The sequence below is a fragment of the Candidatus Electronema sp. JM genome (assembly GCF_048287415.1).
Classification (GTDB): domain Bacteria; phylum Desulfobacterota; class Desulfobulbia; order Desulfobulbales; family Desulfobulbaceae; genus Electronema.
In genome coordinates, this window is record NZ_JBLWEN010000024.1 from 1 (window position 1) to 26,514 (window position 26,514).

Genomic DNA, 26,514 nt, shown 5'->3' on the forward strand with positions numbered 1-26,514 from the left:
TGACATTTCCTCTCTGACGCGGAAATGTGTCGGCTATTTTTTCGTAGTGCTCCTGTGTTATTTTCATAGGCCAAAAATAACAAAAAGTTATTAACTGGGCAAGTAGTGTTAACAGACCCTAATTCGGCAACTCCTCCGCTGCGCCCAGCACCTTCGTGTTGATCGTCCGCTTTGTTTTTTCGTCTGGCTCCGGCGTGTTCCAGCTAATGAACTGTTCAGTCACGCGCATGTAATCGCCGTTGTCCTGCTTGCACTGGGCGCAGATGGATTCGGCCTGATCGCGGTACATGATGATTTTGCTGGCCGGTTCGCCCGCCAAATTCACCGCCGCCATCTTGCGGCAGCCGCAGTTCAGCCGGATCACGGCCACGCCGACCGCCTCCGGGCTGCCTTCCAAGATGCCTGCAATCATCGCCTGTTCGCCCTGCTCCGGGCTGCGTTGCGCTTTTTTTGCCATAAAGTTCCTCAGAACGAATAACCTACATTCAGATAGCCGGAAGTCTGGCTGCTTGTGCTTTCCATATCAATCATGCCAATTGGCTGGCCGCCTTCAGTCTGATGCTGCTCGCCGTCAGCCTTGAGCCAAGCCTGCCGCAGCCCGGCTTTCAGGTGCCACCACGGATTGAACCAATAGCTGCCGGAAATATCCAGCATCCACGCTCCGCCGTCCATATCGCCGGTAGCGGTTTTATTCCGCAGCGGCAGGATCGTCTCATCCTCTGCGCCAAGCAGGGGCGCGGCGGCGATGCTGCCGTTCAGCCGGAGCTGGGGCGTGAGCTGATATTCAGAGCCAAGCAGCAGATACGGCATAGAATAGGTCAGCTCATATGTTGCCGAAACTCTGCCGCTGGAATTGAAATCCCAGCCAGACAGGCCGGACGGCGAATATTGCATCAGGGATGAGCCGGTGTATTGAAACTTCTGATGCTGCCAGCCTGCGCCTGCGTACAGGCTCCATAAACCCTGCTGCCAGAACGTCCATTCCAGATCAATATCAAGCAGCAGCGCGTCGAATGAGGAGACCTTGCTTTCAGAATACAAATCCAAGCGGCCCGGCACCGTCAGCCAGTCACGGTCAATGATTGAATTGTCCGGCTCGCCGAGATTGGTTTTCAGCGAAACATTGACATGCCACTCCGGGCTGAAGGTCAGACCGGCATCCACACGGGTCAGCCAGACATCCAGCGGCCATTCCAGCCTGCTGGTCGGCGAAAGCGCATTGATTCTGCTGCCATCGGCAGTGACCGCGCTGCCGCCGACCTCGTACTGCGTGTCGCCGCTCATCGCCTCCATGCCCAGAGAGAGGTCAAGCTGGCTGGGCAGATAGGATTTGCCAAGGGACACTGCCTGAGCCTGCGGCGCGGCGCAAAGCATGGCGGCGACCGGCAGGCCCAAGCTGAATCGCAGCGCTGTTCTGCCGCTTTTTGCGAGTTGCATCGTCTTCTCCTTGCAGTGAAGCAGTTTGCCCCGCATCTGGGCACGGCTGCGTTACTCTATGGCGCAGCGCAATATCTGCCTGTTTTCCTTCGCACAGTCAGAAGGCACTGCCTCGCAAACTGTACACTATCGCCGCCCAGAAAACAAGCCTCGCTGCGCCGGACGGAGCTGCGAAATGCTTTTGTTGAATTGACATGTGTTGCGCAGAATGGTAATTCATCTAAAAAAACCAGCGGAGGCGGACAACCATGCGTGTGCTGAAACGTCTTTTTGAGCAAAACAGAACCTGGGCGGCAAAAGTCAAAGAGCAGCAGCCGGATTTTTTTTTAAAACTGGCGAAACAGCAGAATCCGGAATATCTCTGGATCGGCTGCGCGGACAGCCGGGTTCCTGCCAATCAAATCACCGATCTGCTGCCAGGAGAAATCTTTGTGCATCGGAATATTGCCAACCTGGTTGTGCATACAGATTTGAACTGCCTTTCTGTCATTCAATATGCCGTTGACGTGCTGAAGGTGAAGCATATTATTGTCTGCGGCCATTACGGCTGCGGCGGCATCAGAGCAGCCATGGAGAATAAAGAGAACGGCCTTATTGACAATTGGCTGCTGAATATCAAAGATATCTACCGCTATCATCAGCAGAAAATTGATGCGTTGCCAGACAAGTCAGCAAGGTTTGACCTGCTCTGCGAATTGAATGTCGTTGAGCAGGTCGCCAATGTCTGTCATACGACTATTGTCCAGAATGCCTGGAAAAATGGGCAGGAACTGGCCGTGCATGGTTGGATTTACAGCATCGAAGATGGCATCTTGCGTGATTTAAATGTTTGCGTCACCAATCTTGACGAGCTGCCACACACCCACCGAATGCGATGACTGATCTTGCCGTAAAAAATGCCGAACTTCTTTTCACTGCTGGCCTGTTAGACAAATTAGCCGCTATGCAGCGCGAGCTGGGCGGAGAAATCTATCTGGTCGGCGGCACGGTGCGCGACTTGCTTCTTGGCAAGCAGCCCGGCGATTTGGATTTGACCGTCTCAAGCCAGCCGAAACGCTGGGCCGAGCAGCTGCGACAGCTCACCGGCGGGGCCTGCGTCGAGCTGGGCCGGGAAGAGGGAACCTTCCGCATTGTCACGCCGCAGGGCGCGGTGCTTGATTTCTCCGGCTTCCGGCAAGGCACCACTTGCATTGAAGACGATCTGCGCCGCCGCGATCTGACCGTCAACGCCTTGGCCGCGCCGCTGCATGAATTTTTGTATGACCGCAGCCGCGCCGCGCTTCCCGTGCTTGATCCGACCGGCGGCCTGAACGATCTTGCCGAGCAGCGCATCTGTGCTATTTCAGAGCAAAATTTGCTTGATGATCCGTTGCGCCTGCTGCGGGTCTTCCGTTTTGCTGCCAAGCTGGGCTTTGCGATTGAGCCAGAAACGCTGGATCAGGTACGGCAGCACAGCCCGCTGATCAGCAAAGTGGCAAAAGAGCGCATCGCCTATGAGCTGGACGCAATCATGGCCACGAATCAGGCGCACACCGCTGTTCTTGGCCTGCGCGACTGCGGCCTGCTCTGGGAAATACTGCCGGAATTGCGGGCCGGTGTGGGGATGTCCCAGCCTGCCAGCCATCATCTTGATGTCTTCGAGCACTGCTTGGAGGCTCTGCGCCAGATTGAGCTGGTTCTGGCTGATTTGCCTAGTTATTTTGCAGAAGGCGGCGCGGCTCTGGCGGCGTATTTGGACGAACATCCTAAACGGCTGGTGCAGGTGAAATGGGCGGCCTTCCTGCACGACATTGGTAAGCCGGTCTGCTTCGGCACGAAAGAAGATGCGCAGGGCGGGCGGATCACCTTTTACAATCACGACCTGCGCGGCGCAGACCTCTTCACCGCCTTTTCGCGGCGGCTGCGGCGTTCGCGGGAGGACACCGAAGCCACGGCACGCCTGATCGCCGGGCACATGCGGCCTTTCTTTCTCGCCAACAATCAGCGCAAAGGCAAGCTGACGCTGCGGGCCTGCCTGCGTCTTATCCGCGATGCGGGCGGCCAGTTGCCCGGTCTTTTCCTGCTGGCGATGGCTGATGCTTTGGCTGGCAAGGGCGAGGACAGCCCGAAGGCGATTGAGGAAGAAGTTTCCGGCCTTTTCGCGCAATTGCAGCGAATTGAACAGGAGCACGTCGCGCCGGTGCAAGCCGCTCCGCCTTTGATCACAGGCAACGATCTGATCACAGAGCTGCATCTTGTTCCCGGCCCGCTTTTCCGCACCATTTTGGAAGCTATTGAAGAGGCGCAGATGGAGCATACCATCAGCAACCGGGCAGAGGCGTTGGCGTTGGCGGCTGAGATTGCTGCGAAAGATGATACTTCCAGAGGGCAGCGGGTTAAATCCGTTGATCAGGCGTTTTCTGAGTATCGTCGATTCTCAAAGTAATATTTGTGGTGGTGGGCTAAACCAGTTGAAAGGTACGGCCTGTTTCTTTGATAACAGATAGTTATCGCTTGCTGTCAACGGATTTTACCCACTACCATATTTGTTGATATACAAGCCGCTGACGTTGTCATAGATTTTTTCATCCTTTGAGAAACAGATTGTTCTGCGGATCAGGAGTGTTATATGAGTTCTGAAATTTAGATTTCATCAGCCTTAACCCTTATTTCAATTTTAACCTTGCGAATGATAGCTTCCGGCGGGCCGGGCCATTGACAGCAGGAAAAAACTGGAGAGGCCGGTGTGTTATTCACATCGCGGACTCTTTGGCCCAAGGGGCGAAACGGCATCCGACTCTCCTTCCGTCGGGATAAGCTATGCCAGCCCATCCCAATCTCATAATGCAAGGGGCGAAAAATTTTTCGCCCCTGCTCACTTTGAAGCACTATGCAAAAAACCCACCAGGCCGTGACGGGCAAAGGTTCGTCGCTCGCCAAATATCAGGACGTGATGGTCGGCAGCCGTTCTTTGGCCGCGCTGCTTTATTACGAATGGTGCATGATGCTGGGGCCGCTGCCCGGAGCTATCGGGATGCTGCTTCGGCAGATTTTTTGGCCGCGCCTGTTCGCCAAATGCGGCAAGGGCTGCCTCTTCGCGCCCGGCATCACCTTGCGTCATCCTAGCAAAATCCGTCTTGGCAACGCGGTGGTCATCAGCGAAGGCTGCATTCTCGACGGCAGGCATGAGAGCGCGGAAGTCTCCATTGCACTTGGCGACAACGTCACCCTTTCTAACCATGTCATGCTTTCCAGTAAAAATGGCATGATCAGGGTCGGCGATAACTGCGGCTTCAATTCACAAACCATTATCCAATCCTGCATCGGCTGTCCGGTGGAGATCGGCCCAGACTGTATTTTCGGCCAGCAGTGCTTTGTCATTGGCGGCGGCAGCTATCATCTTGACCGCTTGGACATTCCCATCCGCGAACAGGGCAACCGCGTTGACGGCGGTGTGCGGCTGGAAGCCGATGTTTGGCTGGGCGGCAAAGTCACCGTGCTGGGCGGCGTGACGATGGGCCGGGGCAGCGTGGCCGGGGCAGGCGCAGTGCTGACCAAGTCCGTCGCGCCATACACCATTTCCGCTGGTGTGCCTGCGAAGGTCATCAACATGCGGACAGCGAGGCCGCAGGCATGAGCGCGACAACAAAAAAATGGCTGCTGCTGGCAGGTAAAATGCTTTTCAGCGGCACGCTGATGTTTTGGCTCTACCGGAAAATTCCGATGCAGGACATGCGCGGCCTGCTGGCCTCCTTGGATCTTCGTTTTCTGCCGCTGATTGTGGTGCTGCTCTTGTTCAACACTGCGGCCAGCGCATTGAAATGGCGGCTTTTTCTGCTTGCCGACGGCGTGGACATTCCCTTGCGAACTCTGACCGCCACCTACTTGATCGGCAGTTTTTACAACCTCTTCCTGCCCTCAAACATCGGCGGCGACTCGTACCGGATTTACGACATCGCCAAGAAAAGCAAAAGCGGAGTGCGCTCCGCCGCCTCGGTGTTCGCCGACCGATTTTCCGGCTTCATTGCCTTGGTGACGCTCAGTCTGCTTTCTTCGGTGCTCGTGGCGCGGCAGTTTGACAACTTGCTCTTTTTCCTCATTCCGCTGGTCATTCTGCTCCTGATGCTGGCGGTGCTCGCCGCATTAGCCAAAGAGAAGCCCGTGCGTTTCTTCCTTGCCCTCACCCGGCTCGACCGCTTCCCGCTCCTGACCGGTTTGACCGAAAAATTCTTTCTCTCCTTTCAAGCCTATGGAGCCAGCCGCAAACTGCTGGCCCAAGTGATGGCGATATCCTTCGCCTTTCAGCTTTCGGTGATTGTGATCGTCTGGCTGCTGGCCTTGTCACTTCATGCGCAGGTGCCGTTTTTTTACTTCAGCGCCTTTGTGCCGCTGATCACCTTGCTGGAAGCCCTGCCAATCTCCATTTTTGGCCTCGGCCTGCGCGATGTCGGCTATGTCTTCTTCTTCGGCTGGACCGGCATGACCGAGCTGCAAACCCGTTCGCTGGCCTTGCTTTTTTTTGCGGTCGCAGTCAGCTATTCACTGATCGGCGGGATATGCTATTTCTGGAAAATCTTCAGTCATGCTGAAGAACCCGTCAAAAACACTGCGGCGGAGTGATCATGAGCAAAATTTACGAAACCTTTTGCAAGCATGTGCGCGATGCAGTAGGGGCGAAAAATTTTTCGCCCCTACTCAAACTGCTGCTTCACAGGTGAGTTTCAGGATGACGTTGCAGGAACATGAAGTGTTGCGGCAGCGGCGGCTCCATTTAGCCGCGCTGGAGCGGCAGTCCGCTTTTCCGGCTGAAGAAACGGCGAAGATTCTTGCTTGGGGTGCGCCGATGGGCGCGGTGGTCGAGCAGCACCAGCAGCTTGACCGTTGCCTGAGCCGTCTCCAGCAGCTCATGGACGCGGCAGAAACGAACGGCGGCACACTGCCCGCAGGCACGGTCGTGCTTGCTGACAGCCTCAGTCAGTCGCTGGGCCGCTTTGAGCGGCATTGGCACGCCCCGCCTAGCGGGATATGGCTCACCGCCGCTTGGCCGGATGTGCTTGTGCCGGAGTTCAGCCGCCTGCTGCCCTTCGCCGCCGGGCTGGCCTGCTGCCGCACAGTCAGGCTCCACGGCCTTGATGCCCGCCTGAAATGGGTCAACGACGTGCTGGTGAACGGGCGGAAAATCGCGGGCGTGCTCTGCTCCACCATTTTTCGGCCCAACAAAGACCGCTGGCATTGCATCGGCATCGGCCTCAACGCCAACAACCAGGATTTTCCTGCCGAGCTGCAAGCCAGCGCGGCCAGCATGGCCGGAGAGCTGGGGTATGCGCTTGATCTGCGCGAGCTGACAGGCCAGCTGCTGGCTGAATTGAGCTGGGCGATTGGCCTGCTGCATTATGATGAGGCGCTGGCTTTGCGCGAAGGCCAGAGCTGCGAGGATGGGCGGGAGTCCTTATTGCTCAATGCGTGGCGGCAGTTGAGCGACACCATAGGCCGCCGGGTTTTATACGGTTTTGACGTGCAAAAGGAGCCGCTGTTTCACGCTAAGGCAGTTGCCCTTGATCCCTGCGGCGGTTTGGTGCTGGAGCTGGAGGACGGCTCCAGCATCGTGGAATATTCCGGGGAAATACTTCACGTGTAGTGTTCAGCCCGGCAGCCGCAGCGCAAACACGCTGCCCCGGCCCGGTGCGCTGTCCACGCTGATTGCGCCATGATGCGCCTGCGCAATGTGTTTGGCGATGGACAGCCCCAAACCAGTGCCGCCCAGTTTGCAGCTCCGGGCCTTATCCACCCTGTAGAAGCGTTCAAACAGGCGGGCGTGATGCTCGCTGGCAATGCCGCAGCCGAAGTCCTGCACCGCAATCACCACACCGCCTTCCTGCTGTTCCGCCCGCAGCAGCACCGTGCTGTCGGGGCGGCTGTATTTCACCGCATTGTCGAGCAAATTGACCACAGCCTGCTCCAGCAGCGCGGCATTGAGTTGGGCCTGAAGTTCTGCCGGACAAAGCACTTCCAGCCGGATGTTTTTTGCCGCCGCCGCAATGGCGCACAATGCCGCCGCATTGTTCAAAACCGGCAGGACGGCCTGTTTTGTCAAGGCAATCTGACTGTGCTCCTCTTCCTGCTCCAGCTTGGCCAGCGTGAGCAGGTCATCAATAATCGCCCGCAGCCTTATGACATTTCGGGCGATAATCTCCAAAAAACGCTCCGCGTCCGGCTCGTGCAGCGCACCGTCGCGCAGGGTTTCAACAAAACCGCTGATGGCGGTGAGCGGCGTTTTCAGCTCATGCGAGACATTAGCAGCAAAATCGCGGCGCATGGTTTCCAGCCGCTTGAGCCGAGTGATGTCATGGAAAACCAAGAGCGCACCTGCGCTGGCCTCATCGCGGAGCAAGCAGCCGTGGGCGTTCAGGATTTTCTCCCGGCCTGCGCTGACAGCGATGACCGCTTCAGTCTGGCCCTGCTTCAGGGTTTTATCAAGAAACTGCTGCACATCGGCCAGCCGGACAAGCTCCTGAATATCGCGCTGCCCTGCTGCTGCCGGATCAAAGCCAAAGAGCCGCCCGGCAGCCTGGTTGCAGCGGAGGATGCGCCCCTCCCGGTCGGTGACGATCACTGCCTCGCTCATGCTGCGGAAGGTGGATTCCAGCAGGCCAAGCTGTTTTTGCAGGCTCTCCGTCCGCTCGTCGAGCTGGGCGGCCATCCGGTTGCAGGCCTCAGCTAACTGGCTGATTTCCGGCGGCCCGGCAAGGTGAATCCGGTGCCGCAAGCTGCCCTGCGTGAAGCGCAGCACACCCTGCCCGATCTCCTCCAGCGGCCTGCTCACCCGCAAGGCCAGCAGCAGACTGACGGCGGCGGCCAGCAGCAGAGCAGGCACCGCCGCCAAAAACAATTTGCCGCGCAGGGCGTTCAGCCGCTGCTCAAGCACGTCCTCCGGCAACGCGGCCCGCGCTGCCCCCCAGACTGCGCCGCCCCGACGCAGCGGCACAGCAGCATACAGCAGTTCTTTGCCCAAGCTGTGGCTGCGTCGAAATGAAATGCCCGTTCCGCCCGCCAGCGCGGCCCGGATTTCCGGGCGGTCGGCGTGATTGTCGAAACTGAACGCGTCGTGTTCAGAATCAGCCAGCACCTCGCCAGCAGCGGAAATAATTGTGAACCGCACGCCCAGCTCACCGCTGAATGTGCGGCAGAGCCTGCGCAGTTCAGCGGCATTCAGTCCAGCCTGCTGTTCCGCCGCCGCCCGGAGCAGTCCGGCCTGGGCCGCAAGCTGCTCCTGCGTTTGCGCAACAAGGGTCTGCTTCAGCAGCAGCGCGGCTGCGCTCAGGCAGATGCCAAGAGCCAGAACGGCCACAAGCAGATACGCAGCGCAGAGTTTCCAGACCAGCCTGCTCATGTCCGTCTCAGAGCCGTAGCACCACATGCACCACGTCGCCGTCCTCGCCGCCGGAGCTGATGGCGAAACCCAGCTTTTCGACCAAGGTGAGCATGTCGTGGTTGTTGGCCAGCACGTCGCCTTCCATAATTTGCAGGCCGTGGTTGCGGGCCGTGGCGACGAGCTGCTGCATCAGCAGGTGGGCAATGCCCTGCCTCTGCCACTCGTCGGCCACGACGATGGCAAACTCGCAGCTCCGACCGTCCGGGTTGATGCTGTAGCGGGCCACGCCGATCTCCGCCTCTTTGCCTGCCGCGTCCTGCACCACCGCGATCAGGGCCATTTCCCGGCTGTAGTCAATTTGGGTGAAGCGGGCGACCATCTGCGGGCTGAGTTCGTCCAGCGCCTGCATGAAGCGGAAATATTTCGCCTGCTCGGAGAGGTTGCGGACAAAAGTCTGCTCCAGCTCGGCATCCTCAGGACGGATGGGCCGGATGATCATGTCCGTGCCGTTCGGCAGCTGGCGTTTGGTGAAAAGATGCGAGGGATAGGGGTAAATGGCCATGTGACTATAGCGGTCCGAGGTCTGGACGTGGTAATCCACCACAATGCGGGCATCCACCGCCACCGCCCCGTTCTCATCCACGAGGAGCGGGTTGATATCTAATTCCTTGACCAGCGGCAGCTCGCAGGCAATCTCCGACACCCGCAGCAGCACCTGCTCCAAGGCTTCCATATCAACCTTGGGCATGTGGCGGAACGCGCCGAGCAGCTTGGATATTCGCGTCCGGGCGATCAAATCCTGCACTAAGCGGCGGTTCAGCGGCGGCAGGGTCACGGCCCGGTCGCCCATCACCTCGACCGCAATGCCGCCCGCGCCGAAGGTGATCACCGGGCCAAAGACCGGATCGGTCACTAAGCCGACCAGCAGCTCGCGACCGTTGGGCCGCTGGAACATCGGCTCGATGGTCACCCCGTCAAGGCGGGCCTCTGGCCGGTTTTTGCGCACGGCGTTGACCAGCTCATTGTAGGCGCTGCGTGCGGCCTGGGCGTTGCTGATGCCGAGGCGCACGCCGCCCGCGTCGGACTTATGAGTGATGTCCGGCGAGTTGATTTTCAGGGCCACTGGGAAACCGATGCTCTCCGCCTGCACCAGCGCCTCGTTGGGCGAGCGGACGATGCTGGCGCTGGCGGTGGGAATATGGAAGGCGCGCAGCACGGCCTTGGATTCCGACTCGCTGAGCACTTTGCGGCCTTCAGCCAGCACACTCTCGATAATCAGCCGGGCGCCCTCCACATCCGGGACTTTATCCAGCGACATCGGCTCCGGCGTTTCCAAGAGCAGCTTCTGGTTGCGGCTGTGATTGACCAAATACGAAAAGGCATCCACCGCCGTTTCCGGGGTGTTGAAGGTGGGAATGTTCGCATCACGCAGGATGCGGCGGCCCTCGGCCACTTGAATTTCGCCCATCCAGCAGGTGAGCAGGGGCTTGCCCTTGCCTTTGCCAAGGTTGACCAAGGCTTGGGCAACACCCGCCGGGTCGGTCATGGCCTGCGGCGTGAGCAGGACGAGCAAGCCGTCCACGCCGGGATCATCCATGCAGGCGGCCACGGCTTGGGCGTAACGCTCCGGGGTCGCGTCGCCGATGATGTCCACCGGATTATTTTTAGACCACGTCGGCGGCAGCACCGAGTCCAGCTTTTTCAGCGTTTCTTTCGACAGTTCGGCCAGCGGCAGGTCGAGATCAGCCGCCCGGTCTGTGGCCATCACCCCTGGTCCGCCGCCGTTGGTGACAATCGCCAGCCGTTCTCCGCTCGCTTTGATGGGAAAGGTCAGGGTGGAGGCGGCGGAGAAGAGATTGGCGATGCGCAGTCCCCGCAGCACGCCGGCCCGCCGCAGCGCGCTCTCGAAGACATCGTCCGCGCCCACAAGCGCCCCGGTGTGGGACATGGCCGCCTTGGAGCCGCTGGCGTGCCGCCCCACTTTCAAGGCGATCACCGGCTTGAAGCGTGCCGCCGCCCGCAGGCCGCTCATGAAGGACAGGGCGTTGTGGATGCCCTCGATATAGAGGAGGATGCTTTTCGTCTTCGGGTCGCTGACGAGATAGTCGAGCACGTCGCCGAAGTCAATGTCAGCGGAGATGCCGGTGGAAACTACGGCGGAGAAGCCGATTTTGTTGGCGGCGGCCCAGTCCAGAATAGCGGTGCAGAGCGCGCCGGACTGGGAGACCAGAGCGATGTTGCCTGGTGCCGCCCCGCCTTTGTTGAAGGTGCAGTTCAGGCCGGTGTCCGGCCGCATGATGCCGAGGCAGTTCGGCCCGACAAAGCGCAGTCCGTAGCGGCGGGCGTTCTCCAAAACCGCCTGCTCCAGCTTCAGCCCCTGCGGCCCCACCTCGCGGAATCCTGCTGAGATGATCACCGCCGAGCGGATGCCGTGCTTGCCGCAGGCTTCGATGATTCCCGGCACCGTGACAGCGGGCGTGGTGATCACCGCTAAATCCACCGGATGGCCGATGCTCTTCAGGTCAGGATAGGCTTTTCGTCCCTGCACCTCCTCGCGCTTCGGGTTGATCGGGAAGACCTCGCCCTTGAAGCCGCCCTCGATCATGTTCTTAAACACTAAGTTGCCCACCGCGCCTTCGCGGTCGCTGGCCCCAAACACCGCGACCGAGCGCGGCTCAAACAGTTTATTCAAATAATGCTTGCCCATGAGAGGCTCCTTGGAAGAGGGGAGGCGAGGAAAATTTATTGCTGAGGAAGAGAAAATAAATAATTCACTGTTTACTTTGCTCTTTTAAGTGTGACACGGCATCTATTTCAAATTTTTGACCTAAAAAACTTAAAACCATTCGTGAAATACGGTTTCCGCCGAGAAGAAGTATTATAGATATTGCCAAGTATATAAATATTCCTATATTATCCTTCGGAAGATATATTCTCCATATAAAAATTAAAAATAATATAACTATTTGTAAGATTAAATTCATTTTTAATGAAACAATAAATTTCAACTGTCTCTTTAACCTTGTATTTTCCTTTTTTAACATTCGCAATTCGACCGCCTGCATAAGAGATTTAAGAACATGTTGAGAATCAACAGGCTTAAGGAATAATCCATCAACGCCTACGTCTAATGCTCTGTATGCAAGCTTCTGGTGTCCAGTTACAACAATTACAGCCATATTTTTTTTATTTTTCGTTATCCATTCTAATATTTGAAGACCCTGCATGTCAGGACGTTCCCCAAGTCGTAAATCTAATATTATTCCATCGTAAATATTTGATTTTATAAACTCCATCCCTTCCTGTCCGCATGATGCCCGTTTTACAGTTGCACCTAATTCTGCTAAATCAGAAATCAGGTTATCTGCAAACATATCCTCATCTTCGATCAAAAGAAAATTATACATTTTAAATTATTAGCTAATAGGAAAAAACAAAGTAACATCTGTCCCTTCGTCAACCTCAGAATAAATATCAATTTTTCCTCCTAATGACTCAATTAAATATCTTACAGTTGGCATTCCAAGACCAAGATTATTTTTCTTTGTAGTTACACCAATATTGGAAATTTTTCCAATGTTATAATTTTCAATTCCAACTCCATTGTCAGTTATACGTATTAATACGTAGTCATTGTTTTGAAAAATATCTATTCTTACAAAACTATGTCTTTTTGATAAATCTACAGCTTCGTAAGCATTATTTATAATATTCAATAATAGCATTCTCATTATTATATCATCAACCCTTGTTAATACATTAGGAATTTCATCTTGGAGAGGAATGATTAATTCTATATTTTTATTTTTATATTCACCCGCAATCCATTCAAGAATTGGCGGGAGAATCTCGTTTAATTTAAAATTTTCTCCAGATTCTGATTTCGTATTTAAAATTTTTTGCACATATACTCTTAATGATTCTATTCCTATTAAACTTTTCTCTTTTATTGTTTTTATCTTTCTTACATTATCATCGGATAATGTTTTATCTTTTAACAAAGAAGACATGCTAGCGGCAATATTATTTAATAAATTAGCTGAATCATGTTCAACTTCTGCCATTAAGGCACTAAGTTGAAATAATTTAAATGTATTATCTATTTTTTGTTTTCTTTCTTCTTGAGCGACATTGTACGCACTCCTGATAGCGAATAGAGCTTTATCGAAATCACTATGAGAATCTTCAAGTAATTTTTCAAATAAACTCTTATACATAACAGCAATCTCTGATTTATTTTCAACTTTCTCAAGATCTAAGCTGCCATTAGCAATTAAATCCCAAGATTTTTTTCTCACTTTAATTTCCTCAAGAACAACATCCTTTGCAAGATTATAATTTTCAAGATCACAAGAAATTACATCAGATAAATTTTTATATGCTTCCATTTGTATACGATTAAAATTATACTTTTCACTTATATCGATAGATTCGTTGAAATATTTCTTTGCAAGTTTATATCTTTTTTCTTTCTGTAAAGTTGACCCAAACATATTTTATGTGATGCAATACTTTTTACGTCATTGTAGTACTCGCTAATAATTATCGATTCATTTATATATTTTTCTGCATTTTCTATATCATTTTTCTTTAGCAATATTCTTGATAGCTGACCAAGTCTAATTGCCAACCCTCTATCTTGATGCTTAATATTTCTGAGCAAATAGATAGATTCTTCCAGCAGCTCCTCAGCTGCATCAATATTTCCCTTGATTTCCTCGCACAACCCTAAATGTGCTATATTTCTTGCTATTCCAGCATGATAACTTATTTCTTGGTTGATTTCTTTTGCTTTTTTGTAAAAATCAACAGCTCTTTCAATATTTGAAGTATGCTGCCTATACAAATCTCCAATTTCATCGATAGATGATGAAACTCCTTTTTTTCCGAAGTATGAGTCTATTTTTGAAAAAATACTTTTAGCCTTTTCTAGATATTCTAAACTTCTTGATGGTTGATGCAAATAATTGACGTACATTTTTCCTAATCTAAAAATTTGCCAAGCGGACAAGTCTTCTCTATTAATAAAATCTGCTATTTCTTTCGCTTTTTTATAATTTAGCACGGCATCAGAAAATTTTGATAGATTACGGGATGCGGTTGCTATTTGAGAATATGAATTGATTAAAATATCACTTGGATTATTTTCTATTAATTTAACAGATTTTTTTGAAAAAAATAAGGATTCTTCGGCAAAATTTAAATTAATTGCAAGCTGTCCATGTAAAGAAAAAAAACTAGCTGTAATCATTTTATCTACATTTTTAAAATCAAAAAGGCTTAATGCAGTTGAAGCTGCAAAAGATAAAAATCTATCATTTTTTCTTATTTTATTGAGTTCTTCTATATATTTTTTTGCTTGGTCATTTGATAAATAAATATCGATATTTTTTATAGCATATCCAGCTTCATTCTTATAAGAATGAATATTAAATTGTAAATTTTTAATTATTATTCTTCCAATATTGACAATATCTATATTCATAATATCCAATGTTAGTCTGTTAGTCTTCTTCGGATTAGATTTTTTTCATAAGCTGTTAGCTTTGATGAAACAAAAAAATCTCTTCCAATTTTCCACAATATGGCAACGGTTTTATTTTTGACATTAAACACTTAAGATTTTTCCAGGCTTCAGTAATGTATATATTGTTCTGTTGTGACAAAAGTAAATGTTTAGAACATAATATTTTTTCAATATGTATACCTATAAATATTCTCTTGTTTAATATAATTATATTTTCAGTTTTAGAAAATATCCCTTTTTGAGTAACTGGAAATGGATATATAACATCAATCATCCTCTCTCCATCTATACTGTTTAAAATTATATTTTTTTCGCGTAAAGGCCCTCTTCTTACACGTCTTATTGTAATTTTTTGAAATTCTAAAATTTTTTTAAAAATATCTACAGGATACAACTCTAATTTTATTCTATCACTAATAATATGATGTGTTGCAAATATATCTATTTCGCTATCATAATATTTTTTAATAAAAAAATTCCAATATGAATTATCAAAATAATTTGGAAGAAAATTATTTTTAATATTATTATTTTTAATATCAACAATGATTATTAAATCAAAATCACTTGACGGGGAAATATCTCCACAAACAGAAGATCCACATAAATAAATGTCAATTTTATGTAATTTACACCATTCAATAAAAAATAGAATTTCTTCTAAAGATTTTTTATCTTTCTTTTTTAATTCATATAATATATTAAAATTACAAGATAAATATGACATCTTAAATATTTTTACCTAAAAAATGATATAATATTAAAAATGCAGTTCAGGCCCGACAAAACGCAGGCCGTAGCGGCGGGTGTTCTCCACAGCCCCTGCGGCCCCACCTCGCCGAATCCTGCCGAGATGATCCCCGGCACAGTGTGATCACCGCTAAATCCACCGGCTGGCCGATGCTCTTCAGGTCAGGATTTAGTATAGCAAGCAACACAGCCTTTGCCAAAGACAAGCTGCTCTTCAATCGTTCGATGCGCTGGCGGAGGGAGAGTTGGACAAATAAAAAGGGGCTGCCTGTTGCAGGCAGCCCCTTTGCCGCATTGTGCCGCTGAAGGCTGCGGCTATCCCCAGATGCCTGTGACCGTGTTGGTCCGCGCCCGCACCACTTGAGGAATGGGCGGCCATGTCACCGGATTGGCGACAGTCCGCAAGGTGATGATGGCATAGACCTCATCCCGCAAGCGAATCGGCGGGTTGCTTTTCAATAGCCCCGGATCCTCATTCATCGCCTCCTTAGAAACGATCTTGACTCTTGTCCGCTCAAATTGGAAGACAGGCGGCAGAGGCTGGTGCGGATTGGAGATCGGACGCACAGTCGGGAAGACATCAATCACCTCGTCTGGAATGATCACCTCCACGAACATGGGATTGTCCTCATACAGGTTGTCATCGCCGAACAGACTAATGTCCTCCTGATACAGAGTCTTTGCCCAATACTCAAGAGGAAACTGGAAGAGGGTGTATTTGACGGTGACTTTCACAGTCAGACCGCTGTGCGGCTCGACGATGAGCGTCGGATTCTTGATTGCAGCCATGTCATGCTCCTTGCAGGGTGAGATGAAAAGATATGAAACATGCGGTGGACAGTTCTGCCGACATGATTTAACGAATACTGGAAAGAAGCTGGACAGTCAAGGCAATATTTCCCTGCTCCTTCCTGCGCCGCAGCCCGGCAGGTAATTGCAGCCTTGTCCTCTTCATGGCCATGACAGCGTGACACTCATGCTCATGACAGCGTGAAGGTCATGCTCATGAGTGAGCAGGCATCATGCGCATGAGCAGGAGAACATCATGCGCATGTCATGCGGCGTGTTATTGGCAGGAGGCCTGCTGCTCTCCCTGCCGGGCTGCCAATCACCAAGTGGCCGACGCGGCACTCCTTGGCAAAGTGAAGGATGGCCTGCGCCACATCCTCGCCCTTGCAGGTGAACACGGTTGCGCCGAGCTGCTGGGCAAGCGTCAGGGTGTTGGCCAGCTGCCGCTGCGTGGCCGCGTCAATCAGGGCGGGCCGCTCCTTGGCCGTCTGCACATAGACCGCGTACCAGTTGCGGTTCAGCCGCCCGGCCAGCCGCGAGCCATAGCGGAGCAAAGCGCGGCTGTTCGGCCCCTTCGAGCTGAGGCAGACCATGACCTGATCCGGGCTGGACGCGCTCTCCTCAGCCTGCTGCGGGTCATCGCGCCGCCGGGCATCGAGCTGGGCAGCCAGCTCGCGCAGCTGCTCCAAGTTGGCTGGCCGGAAGAAGTGCGAGAGTGCCGTCTCCACCTTCTCACCCGTGTACACCTTGCCCTCGCTCAGGCGGCGGCGCAGGTCTTCCACCGTGATGTCCACATTGACGAGCTGATCCGCCTCAGCCACCACGCGGTCAGGGATGCGCTCGTGCACCTTCACTCCAGTAGCCCGCTCCACGGTCTCGTAGAGGCTCTCCAGATGCTGGACGTTGAGCGTGGAGATGACATGGATGCCCGCAGCCAGCAGGGCCTCCACATCCTGCCAACGCTTGCCGTGACGGCTGTCCGGGGCGTTGGTGTGCGGCCAGCTCATCCACCAAGGCGACAGCAGGCTTGCGGACAAGCAGCGCGTCCACGTCCATCTCGCCGATGCTGATGCCCCGGTAGCTGACCGTGCGGCGCGGCAGCAGCTCCAGCCCGCCGGTCAGGGCCTCGGTCTCTGCCCGGCCATGCGTCTCCACCATGCCGATGACCACGTCAATGCCGTCCTCGCGCAGGCGGTGGCCTTCAAGGAGCATCTGGCAGGTCTTGCCCACGCCCGCCGCATAGCCCAGGTATATCTTCAGCCGCCCGCGCTGCGCCCGCTTGATCAGGCTGAGGAACTGATCTGCCCGCTCGCTGCTCATTGTCCCAGCGCATCCAGAGCAAGGTTGGCGGCAAGGACGTTGATCAGTCCGCCGCGCTGTTGTTCTTTGAGGAGCGCAAGCGCCTTGCCAAGCGGCATGTTCCTGGCCTTGGCAACCCGCTCTGCCTGATATTCCGCCGCAGCCAGCGTGATGTGCGGATCAAGCCCGCTGCCAGAAGCGGCAGCAAGGTCGAGCGGCAGAGGATGGCTGGCATCTGCGCTGAACTTGGCTGCTTGTGCTATGGCATTGGCACGCAGCTCCGGGCTGGTTGCGGCCAAGTTGCTGCCGCCGGAGCCAGCCGCGTTGTAGTCCACCGCCGAGGGACGCGGCCAGAAGTATTCCGGCCTGCTGAAGCCTTGGGCGATCAGCCCGCTGCCGATAATCTCTCCCTGAGCGTTGCGCAGCGCTGAGCCGTTGGCGGCGTGCGGGGTCAGAGTCTGGCCGATCATCCAGACCAAGGCCGGATAGAGGATTCCGCAGACAAGCATGGTGAAGACAGCGGCGCGCAGCCCGGCCAAGAGGTCATGGCGCAGGTCAAGACGTGGCGATGCAGGGTGCATAGTTTCTCTCCTTGGATAGGTTGAACAAGGGAGTCAGCATGCTCACTCCTCAAGTGTCAGCATGCTCACTCCTCAAGTATCAGCATGCTGACTCCCTCGGTGTCAGCATGCTGACACACTCATTCCCTCACAGCAGGCTCAGGCCGAGATCAATCAGCTTGATGCCGATGAAGGGGCTGATCACCCCGCCCAAGCCATAGACCAGCAGGTTGCGCCGCAAGATGCTGTCTGCGCCCAGAGGCCGGTACTTGACTCCCTTGATGGCGACAGGGATGAGCAGGGGAATGATGATCGCGTTGAAGATCAGGGCGGACAGTATCGCGCTCTGCGGGCTGGCAAGGCGCATGATGTTGAGCGCGGCCAGCTGCGGCACTGCCAGCATGAACATGGCCGGGATGATGGCAAAGTACTTGGCGGCATCGTTGGCGATGGAGAAGGTGGTCAGCGCGCCTCTGGTCATCAGGAGCTGCTTGCCGATCTCAATCACCTCAATCAGCTTGGTCGGGTCGCTGTCCAAGTCCACCATGTTGCCTGCTTCCTTGGCCGCCTGCGTGCCGGAGTTCATGGCCACGCCAATGTCTGCCTGCGCCAAGGCGGGCGCGTCATTGGTGCCGTCGCCCATCATGGCGATCAAGCGGCCTAGCCGCTGTTCTCTGCGGATGTAGGCCAGCTTGTCCTCAGGCTTGGCCTCGGCAATGTAGTCGTCCACTCCGGCTTCTTTCGCAATGGCGGCGGCAGTGAGCGGGTTGTCACCCGTGACCATCACCACCCGCAGTCCCATGGCCCGCAGCCGCTCGAAGCGGTCACGGATGCCCGGCTTGAGCACATCGGAGAGGGCAATCACCCCCAGCAGCCTGTTTCCTGCGGCGACAACGATAGGCGTGCTGCCCTGCCGCGCCACCTGATCAACCATGCCCTGCGCCGCTGGCGGAATCTCCCCGCCCAGCTGCCGGATGTACGCCAGCATGGCATCCGATGCCCCTTTGCGGTACGTCCTTCCATCAGGCAGATCAAGGCCGCTGAGGCGGGTCTGCGCCGAGAAGCGCAGCACTTTGCTGCCTGCGGCGGCTCAGTCGGCGTGTGCGTGCCCAGCAGCTCCTTGCCCAGCACGACGATGGACTTGCCTTCCGGGGTCTGGTCGCCAAAGGAGGAGAACACCGCCGCCTCGGCCAGCTCCTCCTGGCGCACGCCGGGCAGGGCGTGAAAACTGCTCGCCTGCCGGTCACCCATAGTGATGGTGCCGGTCTTGTCCAAGAGCAGGGTGTCGATGTCGCCCGCAAGCTCCACCGCCTTGCCGCTCTTGGCGAGCACATTGGCTGCCAAGGCCCTGTCCATGCCCGCCAAGCCAATAGCCGCCAAGAGCGCGCCAATGGTGGTGGGGATCAGGCAGACCAGCAGGGCAACGAGCGTGGCAATAGGAAGGTTGACGTGGAAATAGCGGCCTATGGGCCAGAGACTGCCGGTGACCATGAGAAAGGCGAGGGTCAGTCCGGCCAAGGTGACGGTCAGGGCGAGTTCGTTCGGGGTCTTCTGCCGCACAGCGCCTTCGACCAAGGCAATCATGCGGTCAAGGAAGGACTGCCCTGCGCCTGCGGTGATGCGGATGCGGAGACGGTCAGAGAGCACCCGCGTGCCGCCGGTGACCCCGGAGCGGTCGCCGCCCGCTTCCCGCACGACGGGAGCCGATTCGCCAGTGATGGCTGACTCATCCACGCTGGCTGCTCCCTCGATCACTTCGCCGTCGCCGGGAATGACCTCGCCAGCAAGCACCAGTACCACGTCGCCCGCTTGCAGCTGATCGGAGCCTGTCTCGTGCTCGGTGCCATCCGCAGCAATCGTGCGGGCCGGGCTGGAGGAGCGCGTCCGCTTCAGCGCATCTGCCTGGGCTTTGCCCCGCGCCTCAGCCAGAGACTCCGCGAAGTTGCCGAAGAGCACGGTCAGCCAGAGGATGATGGTGACGGCCAAGGTGTAGCCTTTGTCCGTGCCGCCGAAGAGCAGCGCTTGCGCCAAGGCCAGCGTGGTCAGGGCCGCGCCGATCTCGGTGACAAACATCACCGGATTGCGGGCCATGATCCAGGGCTTGAGCATAAGCACCGACTGCCGCCCAGCCCCCTTGACCAAGCCTTTCTCAAAGAGCGAGGCTGAACGGGCTGCCCGGCGCTGCTGTTTCATACTGGTATCGTTCATGATGAGTTCCTCCCGTAGGGGCAAAAGATTTTTTGCTCCTACATCTTGATTGTCGCCAAGTGCTCCGCAACCGGCCCCAGCACTGCTGCTGGCAGGAAGAGCAGGGCGCCGATGAACACCACGCTGCCCAGAATGATCATGCCGAACAAGGCCGTGTCGGTGCGCAGGGTGCCGCTGGTTTCCGGCACGGGTTTCTTGCTGGCGAGCGAACCAGCGATGGCCAGCGGCAGGATGATCGGCAGGTAGCGGCCAAGCAGCATCACCAGCCCGGCAGCGATGTTCCACGGCGCGGTGTTGTCACCCAAGCCCTCAAAGCCTGAGCCGTTGTTCGCTGCCGCCGAGCTGAACTCGTACAATATCTCGCTGAAACCATGCGCGCCGGGATTATGCACCGTGCCTGCTCCCCAGCTTGTGACGGCAAACAAGGCCGTGCCGCCGAGGATCAGCAAGGGATGCAGCAGCAGGGCGAGCAGGGCCAGCTTCATCTCGTGCGTCTCCACCTTGCGGCTGCAATACTCCGGGCTGCGGCCGACCATCATCCCGCAGATGAAGACCCCGACGATGATGTACAGGAACATGTTGATCAGCCCGACACCAATGCCGCCGAAGGCCACATTCAGCCACATGCCGATCATGGCGGCAAGGCCAGCGAGCGGGTTGAGGCTGTCGTGCATGCAGTTGACCGAGCCGCTGCTGGTGGCGGTGGTGAGCGCGGCCCAAAGCGGCCCGGCAGCCGGGCCGAAGCGCAGCTCCTTGCCCTCCATGTTGGCGGCGACTTGCACCGGCAGACCAGCCAAGGCAGGCGCAGGCTTGCTCTCCGCCCAGAGCGATAAGGCTGCTTGTCCCAGCAGCAAGGCAGCCATCACGCTGAAGATGACTGCCGCGTGCCGCATCCGCTGGGTGATATGGCCGAACATCCAGACCGCCGCCATTGGCAGGAGCGGGATGCTCACGCTCTCCAGCATGTTGCTGATGAAGCCGGGGTTCTCAAAGGGATGAGCGGAGTTGGCCCCGAAGAAGCCGCCGCCGTTGGTGCCCATCTGCTTGATGGCGACAAAGGCCGCGACTGGCCCGCGTGCGATGGTCTGCACCGCGCCTTCCAGGGTCTTGACAGAGAGTGCGCCGCTGAAGGTCATTGGCACGCCGCAGAGGAGGAGCAGCACGGCCAGCAGCAGCGAGAGCGGCAGGAGCACCAGCAGGGCCGCACGGAGCAGGTCGAGCATAAAGCAGCCGAGCTTTGGCGTGCCGGACAGTGCGCGGGCCAAGGCCGTCAAGGCAGCCAAGCCGGTTGCCGCTGAGGTGAATTGCAGCCACATCAGGGCGAGCTGGGAGAAATGGCTGAGGCTGGCCTCGCCGCTGTAGTGTTGCAGGTCGGTGTTGGTGATGAAGGCGGTGATGGTGTTGAAGAGCAGGTGCGCTTCGAGCGGGCCGCGTCCGTCAGGATTAAGCGGCAGCAGATGCTGGCAGGCCAGCGCGGCATAAGCGGCGGCAAACATGATGCCGTTGAAGACGAGCAAGGCGCGGACATAGCCCTTCCAGTCCTGCTCCGGAGCGGCGTGGCGGAACCCGGCAGCCCGCAGGAAAACGGCCTCGGCGCGCAGGCGGAAACGTCCCGGCGAGCTGCCCGGCTGCATAGCCCAGACCAAGGCTTTGCCCAGCGGCCAGGACAGCAGCCCGGCCATGCCGATGAGCAGCGCGGCAAACAGTGCTGACATAGTTGCAGCCTCCTTCAAAAGCGTTCAGGGGCAATGATCGCCCAGACCAAATAGCCCATGCAGAGAACAAGGGTCAGGGCAGCGAGATACAGCATGGTGAGCCTCTTTGATGTGATGGCGAAAAAATTCTTCCGCTGCTATGCAAGGTGCCCTGAAGGGATCCCTTACGCCAAACTGGTGGGTGCTCACTAACGTCTCTGGTGGGTCCCCATCTGAATGCTTGATGGGTGCCTGCCAGTCAGCCTCCCCTTACGCCACCCGCACATCCAGCACATCAACCAGCCTGCCTGCGTAGCCGTTGCGGACGAGGTCGGCCAGGCCGGTGAAGTTCTCCACCGCCACACTGAGACTGGTCAGGCTTGCGCCGTCATAGCCGTTCAGGGTGAAGGTGCCATTGGCGGTGACGCGCACTGGCGCGCCGCTCTTGCCGCCCTCTTTCATGTCCAGCAGCGACAGCTCCAGGTGGCCGTCAGCAATATCTAAGGCCGCTTGAATACGAAGCATCAGGGAAGCGGAGGCCGTGCCGTCCTTGATCTTGGCAAAAGGCGCGGTGCCTGCGCCGCTGAGGATGCCTACGTCAGGGTGATGCGTCACATTGCTGATGAGCAAGGGCGTGCGCAGCTTGCGGCGGTAGGTGCCGGTGCGCAGGGTGCCGTGCTCGGTGTAGCGGGTGCTGATGCTGATCGTGTATTCGTTGTTCCACGGGTCGGGCTGGCTGGGAATCACCGGCAGGACAACCACCTCGCTGTCTGTCACCGAGACGAAGCGGGTCTGCGCCGCGCTGCCGCTGCGGGTTCCGGCAATGACGCACTCGCCGCCGTACAGCTCGCTGTCAAAGAAGAGGTCGGCACCCTTCAGGCGCAGCGCGCTGCCTGCATACAGCACATCGGCCAGCTTGAGCACTGTGTCTTCGGCGGTGTTGATCTGGGGCAGCTTCTCGCTCATGGGCAGGCGTTCGGGCAGCACCGTCTTGCGTACCGCATCGACAAAGGGCCGGGAAGCGAAGGCCCGCACTTGCAGGCAGTCTTCCAGCGGCGGCAGCGGGTCGTCCGGGTTCTCCAAGCGGGCGGTGAAGGACAGGGTGATGGAGAATGCGTCTTCCAAGGTGATCCGGTTGCCCTCGGCCAGCTCATCCTGCATGGCCTGCACTGCCGCCCGCAAGCTGGCCTCCGCCTGAACAGCGGTGAGGCCGGGATTGTTGCGCACCATCCGCGCCGCCACCCCGTCATAGCCGACCGTCTCTCTGGGGATGTGGCGGACGGAGTAGGACTGCGGCATGGTGAGGGAGTTGACTTCGGGCCGCCATTGCACGGTTTTCATGACGATTCTCCTATGGATTTGAGATGATTTGTTGCGCAGGGACGGTTCATGAGCCATCGCTGCATACGACATCCTCAAAGGCACCCATCAACTAATTTGAAGGGATCCCATCAGACACGCTGGTGGGTACCCTCCAGATATTCTCAAGGGCGCCCATCTGAATGCCTGATGGGCGCCCACCAGTTTCGTTCCTCCCCTCCCTCTCCACGATCCTCAGGCTGAATCTGAGTGCCGCGCCTTGGCCAAGCTCGCTGGCTGCGCCCACTTCCCCGCCGTGCGCCTGCACGATTTCCTTGACGATGGCCAAGCCTAAGCCTGCGCCGGAACGCTCGTCTTGGCCCGGAGCGCGGCAGAACTGCTCAAAGAGATGGCCGAGCGTCTCGCTGGGAATGCCTGCGCCGCTGTCCTCAACCAGAAAGACAACCTTGGCCTGCTGCTCGTCTGCTGCTGCCCGGATGCGCACCTCGCCGCCCGCGCCGGTGAAGCGGAAGGCGTTGGTCAGCAGATTGGCGAAGACCTGGCCGATCTTGACCGCGTCAGCGAGCACATCGGGCAGCTCGTCGCTGACCTCATTGCGCAGGGTCAGGCCCCTGTCTTTGGCTTCGGCGGCAAAGGCGGCGCAGGCCTCCTCGGCGAGCAGGCGCGGCGCGGCAGGCTGAAGATGCAGAGGCAGCTTGCCCGCCTCCATCCGGCTGATGTCAATCAGGCCGTCAAGGATGCCAGTCAGCCGTTCGCTTTCATCGCGGGCCGAGGCGAGCAAGTCCGCCTGCTGCGCCGTGAGCGGCCCGGCCTGCTCTTCCAGCAGGAGATGCACCGCCATCCGCAGCGAGGTCAGCGGGGTGCGCAGCTGGTGCGAGACCGTTGCCGCCGCGCTGCGCTTCAGCTCCTGCTGCTCGTGGGCTAAGGTCACATCCTTGAGGATCAGGGCAATGCCGGTCGGCTCGCCCTGCTTGGGATTGAGCGGAATTGGCGCGGCAGTGGGCTGGAAGAAATATTCCCGCCCGCCAATGAACTGCTGCACGCAGCCCAAGAGCGGGTCGCGCTCCACGGTGCGCTGCTCGGCCAAGGCCTGCCTGAGCAAGGGCGGCAGCCAGTCGCAGCGCAGGTCTTCGGCGCGCACGCCGGGCCGAAGACCAAAGTGCCGCTCGGAGGTCTCAGTCGCCACCTCCACGCTGCCTGCCAGGTCAAAGACCGCCACTGCGTCCGGCAGGGCGCGGAAGACCTCCTCAGTCGCCTGCCGACTGCGCAGCAGGGTCAGCCGCTCATCCTTGCGGGTCTGGCGCAGGGCAGCAGTCATGGCGTTGAAGGCTTCAGCCAGCCGGCCCAGCTCATCTCCTCCGCCTTCCTCAAGCACAAGATCAAGTCTGCCTTGACGGATGTCGTGCGCCAGCTCGGTCATCTGGCTGATGGGGCGCAGGATCCACCGCTGCACCAGCCAGGCGTAGAGCAGGGCAATCAGGGCAGCAATCAAAACAGCGGCCAGCAGACGGTGACTGGCAGTCGTAGCAAGGCGGCGGGCTGCGCTGTCCGTGCCCTCCATGTTCGCTTGATTGAGGAGGAGAATATCCTGCGCCACGGCCCGGATGTCCTGCGCCAAGGGCCTGATCTCCTTCAGCCAAAGGAGGAGCCGCGCCTCATTGCTCTGGCCTGCCTTGGTCAGCTGCCCCATGTGCTGCTCATAATGAGCAAACAGGGTTTTGAGCTGCGCCGCCTTCTCTCCTTCGCCGGGCAGGGTGATGTTGCCCAGCTCCACAGCAAGGGCACGGGCAAAGCGGCTCTCCTGCGCCGAGATTTGCGCCGCGCCCACAGCCTCTTCCCCGTTGAGCAGGAGAAAGAGGCCGTCGTTCATCTGCGCCAGCGCGTTCTTCATCTCCTGACAGGCGGCCACGCTGCGGTAGTTCTCAGTCAACGCCAGACTGAGCGCCTGGCCGAGCGCGTCCAAGCGGGTCATGGTCATGGCTCCAACCACGGCAAGCACTGCGAGCAGGCCGCCGAATCCCAGCATAAGCTTCTGTCGTATGCCGATCATGTCATGTCACCTCCGGGGATGATTAAGCAAAGCCCGTGCCAGAAGAGGATGGTCGGCAGGGCGCGGTTTTATGGGGAAAAGATACGGGACTGTCTTGCAAAGGGCAAGGACGGGGAGACAGGTGCCTTGCGTTTTGCAAGGGAGGAAGGTATCTTGAGAGGATAAGGAGGTGCTATGATGCCGACAGTAACTGCCACACAAGCCCGCTCGCGGCTGCCTCGTCTGATTGCTGAAACCGCCAGCTCGCATCAGCCCGTGCTCATCACCGGCAGACAGGGCAACGCGGTTTTGCTCTCAGAAGAAGATTGGCAAGCCGTGCAAGAAACGCTCTATCTGCTCTCCATTCCCGGCATGAGAGAATCTGTCAGGGAAGGGCTGCATACCCCTGTCGAGGAATGCAGCAGGCAAATTGATTGGTGATAGGAGTTACGCAGTTGCAGCAGGTTGGCAAGCTGGCTGCATGAACACAACGAAGAATTTTCCAGCAAACCAGCTATGGTTCCTATCAACACCTGAGGTCTGTCATGAATGCAATGTGTCCAGTATCTTTTGAAAAAATTGATGAAAACGGGGCGCGGCTCAACGCTGCTCAGGCTGTCGCGCTGCTGCTGCTTTTTCTGTTCAGCCCGTGGAAATGGCTTATCGTGATCGTGGCGGCAGATTTCTGCATTCGCGGCTTTTGGCAGCCGAAATACAGCCTTTTCGTTGTAATCAGCAAAAACATTATCGCCTTGCTCAAGCTGAAGCCCGTGTCAGTTGATGCCGCGCCGAAAATTTTCGCCGCCCGCATCGGTTTTGCTTTTTCCTGCTGCCTCATCGCCGCGTGGCTCCTTAAGCTGACCGCCGCTGCCCTGATTATCGGCCTGATGTTCGCTGTCTGCGCCTTCCTCGAAGCCGCCTTCCGTTTTTGCGTGGCCTGCAAGATGTACCCGTTGGTCTGCAAGCTGACCTTCAGCCGCTGAACTGCCTCTGCGCTGAATGACTGCGCCAAGCATGTATGCGATTGCAGGGTACCCTTGAGGATGATTCATGCAGGGGATTGATGCCATCAGGGAGTATTTCGCCAATCTCCAAGCCGGTGAGTCCGCCCTCAACCAAGTAAAAGTCCTCCTCGTTGGTGATGGCGCGGCAGGCAAGACCTCGCTCGTCAAACAGCTCCTCGGCCAGCCATTCGACAAAGACGAGGACACCACGCACGGCATCAGCATCCGGGGCTGGGATGTGGATCATGCACGCCACGCACCAGTTCTGCAGCCTAGACCTCTTGCATAAGTCGTAATTATTTGATAATAAACAACTATGAAAAACGAAAACGTGTGTGTCCTCAGCGATGCAGATTTCAAAAGAGCAATCGGTGTCCAACGTGACATTTTCAGTGTCATGCTGGAAGAAATAAAGAAGAATATAAGACCCAAGTTGTGACCTATAAATCTTGAAAAATCCATGCTTCCCCGCATGTGTTATATTTCTGCTGTCCAGCACGAATATAACCGCACACAGAGGAAGACATGGAACTTGAAATTACAGCA

At 56.0% G+C, this 26,514-nt stretch carries 24 protein-coding genes and 2 pseudogenes; 9 read left to right on the top strand and 17 right to left on the bottom strand.

Annotated elements, in window-relative coordinates:
* Positions 1-118 precede the first annotated feature (118 nt).
* On the bottom strand, positions 119-457 hold the full coding sequence (locus tag ACNKH6_RS04550) for a hypothetical protein (RefSeq protein WP_417914360.1): 339 nt from the start codon (positions 455-457) through the stop codon (positions 119-121).
* An 8-nt stretch (positions 458-465) separates the two neighbouring features.
* Positions 466-1,437: an omptin family outer membrane protease gene (locus ACNKH6_RS04555; RefSeq protein WP_417914361.1), complete on the bottom strand. Its 972-nt coding sequence runs from the start codon at positions 1,435-1,437 to the stop codon at positions 466-468.
* Between the two features lie 248 nt (positions 1,438-1,685).
* Between ACNKH6_RS04555 and can the strand changes: the two genes are divergently transcribed.
* Both can and ACNKH6_RS04565 read left to right on the top strand, forming a co-directional pair.
* Positions 1,686-2,315 carry a carbonate dehydratase gene (can, locus tag ACNKH6_RS04560; RefSeq protein WP_417914362.1) on the top strand — a complete coding sequence of 210 codons (630 nt, stop codon included), beginning with the start codon at positions 1,686-1,688 and terminating at the stop codon, positions 2,313-2,315.
* Positions 2,312-3,862 (top strand): HD domain-containing protein, encoded by a 1,551-nt coding sequence (locus ACNKH6_RS04565; protein WP_417914363.1) that lies wholly within the window; start codon positions 2,312-2,314, stop codon positions 3,860-3,862. The genes can and ACNKH6_RS04565 overlap by 4 nt, the downstream gene beginning before the upstream one ends.
* 84 nt (positions 3,863-3,946) lie before the next feature.
* Here ACNKH6_RS04565 and ACNKH6_RS04570 read toward each other — a convergent pair.
* Positions 3,947-4,054: pseudogene (locus ACNKH6_RS04570) on the bottom strand (IS1 family transposase); the annotation flags it as partial.
* 252 nt (positions 4,055-4,306) lie between these two features.
* Here ACNKH6_RS04570 and ACNKH6_RS04575 point away from each other — a divergent pair.
* The 3 genes from ACNKH6_RS04575 to ACNKH6_RS04585 all read left to right on the top strand — a co-directional run bounded on the left by ACNKH6_RS04575 (position 4,307) and on the right by ACNKH6_RS04585 (position 7,054).
* Entirely contained in the window at positions 4,307-5,053 is a 747-nt protein-coding gene (locus ACNKH6_RS04575) for an acyltransferase (protein ID WP_417914364.1), read from the top strand.
* Positions 5,050-6,036, top strand: a complete 987-nt coding sequence (locus ACNKH6_RS04580; RefSeq protein WP_417914365.1) for a lysylphosphatidylglycerol synthase transmembrane domain-containing protein — start codon at positions 5,050-5,052, stop codon at positions 6,034-6,036. The genes ACNKH6_RS04575 and ACNKH6_RS04580 overlap by 4 nt, the downstream gene beginning before the upstream one ends.
* Positions 6,037-6,142: 106 nt before the next feature.
* Positions 6,143-7,054 (top strand): biotin--[acetyl-CoA-carboxylase] ligase, encoded by a 912-nt coding sequence (locus ACNKH6_RS04585; protein WP_417914366.1) that lies wholly within the window; start codon positions 6,143-6,145, stop codon positions 7,052-7,054.
* Between the two features lie 3 nt (positions 7,055-7,057).
* Here ACNKH6_RS04585 and ACNKH6_RS04590 read toward each other — a convergent pair whose 3' ends face one another.
* The 6 genes from ACNKH6_RS04590 to ACNKH6_RS04615 all read right to left on the bottom strand — a co-directional run bounded on the left by ACNKH6_RS04590 (position 7,058) and on the right by ACNKH6_RS04615 (position 15,042).
* Entirely contained in the window at positions 7,058-8,806 is a 1,749-nt protein-coding gene (locus ACNKH6_RS04590; protein WP_417914367.1) for an ATP-binding protein, read from the bottom strand.
* 7 nt (positions 8,807-8,813) lie between these two features.
* The gene (locus ACNKH6_RS04595; RefSeq protein ID WP_417914368.1) at positions 8,814-11,495 is read right to left on the bottom strand and encodes a GNAT family N-acetyltransferase; all 2,682 of its coding nucleotides are present in this window, start codon (positions 11,493-11,495) and stop codon (positions 8,814-8,816) included.
* Between the two features lie 64 nt (positions 11,496-11,559).
* Positions 11,560-12,195 (bottom strand): response regulator, encoded by a 636-nt coding sequence (locus ACNKH6_RS04600; protein WP_417914369.1) that lies wholly within the window; start codon positions 12,193-12,195, stop codon positions 11,560-11,562.
* Between the two features lie 9 nt (positions 12,196-12,204).
* Complete coding sequence (locus tag ACNKH6_RS04605) at positions 12,205-13,281, bottom strand: sensor histidine kinase (RefSeq protein WP_417914370.1); 1,077 nt, start codon at positions 13,279-13,281, stop codon at positions 12,205-12,207.
* Positions 13,206-14,273 carry a tetratricopeptide repeat protein gene (locus ACNKH6_RS04610; RefSeq protein WP_417914371.1) on the bottom strand — a complete coding sequence of 356 codons (1,068 nt, stop codon included), beginning with the start codon at positions 14,271-14,273 and terminating at the stop codon, positions 13,206-13,208. The genes ACNKH6_RS04605 and ACNKH6_RS04610 overlap by 76 nt, the downstream gene beginning before the upstream one ends.
* A gap of 55 nt (positions 14,274-14,328) precedes the next feature.
* Positions 14,329-15,042, bottom strand: a complete 714-nt coding sequence (locus ACNKH6_RS04615; protein ID WP_417914372.1) for a nucleotidyltransferase domain-containing protein — start codon at positions 15,040-15,042, stop codon at positions 14,329-14,331.
* A 143-nt stretch (positions 15,043-15,185) separates the two neighbouring features.
* Between ACNKH6_RS04615 and ACNKH6_RS04620 the strand changes: the two genes are divergently transcribed.
* Complete coding sequence (locus ACNKH6_RS04620) at positions 15,186-15,371, top strand: hypothetical protein (RefSeq protein WP_417914373.1); 186 nt, start codon at positions 15,186-15,188, stop codon at positions 15,369-15,371.
* 9 nt (positions 15,372-15,380) lie between these two features.
* Here ACNKH6_RS04620 and ACNKH6_RS04625 read toward each other — a convergent pair whose 3' ends face one another.
* The 8 genes and pseudogenes from ACNKH6_RS04625 to ACNKH6_RS04660 all read right to left on the bottom strand — a co-directional run bounded on the left by ACNKH6_RS04625 (position 15,381) and on the right by ACNKH6_RS04660 (position 24,985).
* A complete protein-coding gene (locus ACNKH6_RS04625; protein WP_417914374.1) occupies positions 15,381-15,854 on the bottom strand; it encodes a hypothetical protein in 474 nt (157 codons plus the stop codon).
* Between the two features lie 254 nt (positions 15,855-16,108).
* Entirely contained in the window at positions 16,109-16,795 is a 687-nt protein-coding gene (locus ACNKH6_RS04630) for a hypothetical protein (protein ID WP_417914382.1), read from the bottom strand.
* Positions 16,683-17,174, bottom strand: coding sequence for a hypothetical protein (locus tag ACNKH6_RS04635; RefSeq protein ID WP_417914375.1), 492 nt, complete (start codon positions 17,172-17,174; stop codon positions 16,683-16,685). The genes ACNKH6_RS04630 and ACNKH6_RS04635 overlap by 113 nt, the downstream gene beginning before the upstream one ends.
* The gene (locus tag ACNKH6_RS04640; protein WP_417914376.1) at positions 17,171-17,734 is read right to left on the bottom strand and encodes a potassium-transporting ATPase subunit C; all 564 of its coding nucleotides are present in this window, start codon (positions 17,732-17,734) and stop codon (positions 17,171-17,173) included. The genes ACNKH6_RS04635 and ACNKH6_RS04640 overlap by 4 nt, the downstream gene beginning before the upstream one ends.
* A gap of 127 nt (positions 17,735-17,861) precedes the next feature.
* Positions 17,862-19,921, bottom strand: a pseudogene (gene kdpB / locus ACNKH6_RS04645) (potassium-transporting ATPase subunit KdpB).
* A gap of 38 nt (positions 19,922-19,959) precedes the next feature.
* Positions 19,960-21,636, bottom strand: coding sequence for a potassium-transporting ATPase subunit KdpA (gene kdpA / locus ACNKH6_RS04650; RefSeq protein ID WP_417914377.1), 1,677 nt, complete (start codon positions 21,634-21,636; stop codon positions 19,960-19,962).
* Between the two features lie 249 nt (positions 21,637-21,885).
* Positions 21,886-22,956 (bottom strand): hypothetical protein, encoded by a 1,071-nt coding sequence (locus tag ACNKH6_RS04655; protein WP_417914378.1) that lies wholly within the window; start codon positions 22,954-22,956, stop codon positions 21,886-21,888.
* 91 nt (positions 22,957-23,047) lie between these two features.
* Positions 23,048-24,985 carry an ATP-binding protein gene (locus tag ACNKH6_RS04660; protein WP_417914379.1) on the bottom strand — a complete coding sequence of 646 codons (1,938 nt, stop codon included), beginning with the start codon at positions 24,983-24,985 and terminating at the stop codon, positions 23,048-23,050.
* A gap of 177 nt (positions 24,986-25,162) precedes the next feature.
* Here ACNKH6_RS04660 and ACNKH6_RS04665 point away from each other — a divergent pair, with 177 nt between their 5' ends.
* The 3 genes from ACNKH6_RS04665 (at position 25,163) to ACNKH6_RS04675 (ending at position 26,257) form a co-directional block, all read left to right on the top strand.
* Positions 25,163-25,405 (top strand): type II toxin-antitoxin system Phd/YefM family antitoxin, encoded by a 243-nt coding sequence (locus ACNKH6_RS04665; RefSeq protein WP_417914383.1) that lies wholly within the window; start codon positions 25,163-25,165, stop codon positions 25,403-25,405.
* Positions 25,406-25,509: 104 nt separating this feature from the next.
* Positions 25,510-25,947 carry a DUF4395 domain-containing protein gene (locus ACNKH6_RS04670; RefSeq protein WP_417914380.1) on the top strand — a complete coding sequence of 146 codons (438 nt, stop codon included), beginning with the start codon at positions 25,510-25,512 and terminating at the stop codon, positions 25,945-25,947.
* A gap of 67 nt (positions 25,948-26,014) precedes the next feature.
* On the top strand, positions 26,015-26,257 hold the full coding sequence (locus ACNKH6_RS04675) for a hypothetical protein (protein WP_417914381.1): 243 nt from the start codon (positions 26,015-26,017) through the stop codon (positions 26,255-26,257).
* Positions 26,258-26,514 lie beyond the last annotated feature (257 nt).